The organism is Sphaerisporangium sp. NPDC088356, assembly GCF_040685555.1.
In the GTDB taxonomy this organism is placed as follows: Bacteria; Actinomycetota; Actinomycetes; order Streptosporangiales; family Streptosporangiaceae; genus Sphaerisporangium.
Genome location: NZ_JBFBIK010000283.1, coordinates 1 through 1,249, shown reverse-complemented (window position 1 = coordinate 1,249; position 1,249 = coordinate 1). Strand labels below are relative to the sequence as shown.

Sequence of the window (1,249 nt, the reverse complement as noted above, 5' to 3'; positions counted from 1 at the left end):
GGATAACATCATTAAATATGGTATAATTTAAGGTATATAATATGTATGTGGAGATACCATGAATCAAAAAAAGAGGCGTCATTATCGTAAGAAAAAACACACAGTACTAAAAGTTATTTCAATTATTTTTGTATTAGTAATTATCGCTGTTGCTTCTATAGCCTACGTAGCTTATAGAAATGTTGAATCAACCTTTTCAACATCATATGAAAATTTCCCTAAAACAACAAGTATCGACTTAAAAAAGTCTAAAACATTCACCACACTTATCATTGTAATTGGTAAAAATAATTCTAAAAATACAGCTTATGCTACTGTTTTAGCTTCAACGAATATAAAGACAAATCAAACTACTTTCATGAACTTCCCAGTTTTTGCGACAATGCCTAATCAAAAAACAATCACTTAAGTTTACAATACGAATGGAGATGATGGAATTTTCCAGATGGTTAAAGACCTATTGAATGTGTCCATTAACAAAGTAATTCAGATCGATGTTAATAAAATGGGATCACTTGTACAGGCCACTGGTGGAATCACCATGCAAAATCCAAAGGCATTCAATGCTGAAGGTTATGAGTTTAAACAAGGAACTGTTAATTTACAAACTGCTGATCAAGTCCAAGCCTATATGACACAAATTGACGATACTGATTTGGATGCTTCAATCACTCGGATTCAAAATGTCTCAATGGAACTCTACGGAAATATTCAAAAAATTGCTCATATGAAAAAACTTGAAAGTTTCAATTACTATCGAGAAATTCTCTATGCTTTTTCAAACACTGTTAAAACCAATATAAGAAAAGTAACAGTTATATTTTTGCTTTTTTCAGGAATTTGGGTAGGAGCTGCAACAAGTTTTTTTGAGATTTCTTTAGTGTTTTCTGTATTAGCTGGTATTATAAGCTCAAATTTACTAGAAAATGAATTTGTTCCGTATTCAGTTATTTTAATACTGGTTTTTCAAAATTTATTGATAGGTACTGGGTCTCATTTAACAGGGAATCTGTCAGGTTTAACTTATCTCACTCAAGTTCCGATGGTTTTTGTTTGGACTATTAATCTCTGTTTGAAAAAGGTAGATAAATTATCTAAAGTTGATATTTCTTTTATAGTTCTTATGATATTTTCTTTGTCATCTTTGGCATTTGGACGAGGGCCAATTCAGGCAATTATTTCGAACTTAAGAGATTTATCGACATTTTATTTTACTTATCGTATAGGTAAAAGATTTATCAAAACTGAA

The 1,249-nt window shown here is 30.4% G+C and carries 1 protein-coding gene and 1 pseudogene; both read left to right on the top strand.

The annotated features are described in order from the left end of the window. Positions 1-58: 58 nt before the first annotated feature. Complete coding sequence (locus AB0O34_RS36915; RefSeq protein ID WP_363923667.1) at positions 59-409, top strand: hypothetical protein; 351 nt, start codon at positions 59-61, stop codon at positions 407-409. Between the two features lie 15 nt (positions 410-424). Next, positions 425-1,249, top strand: a pseudogene (locus tag AB0O34_RS36910) (LCP family protein); the annotation flags it as partial.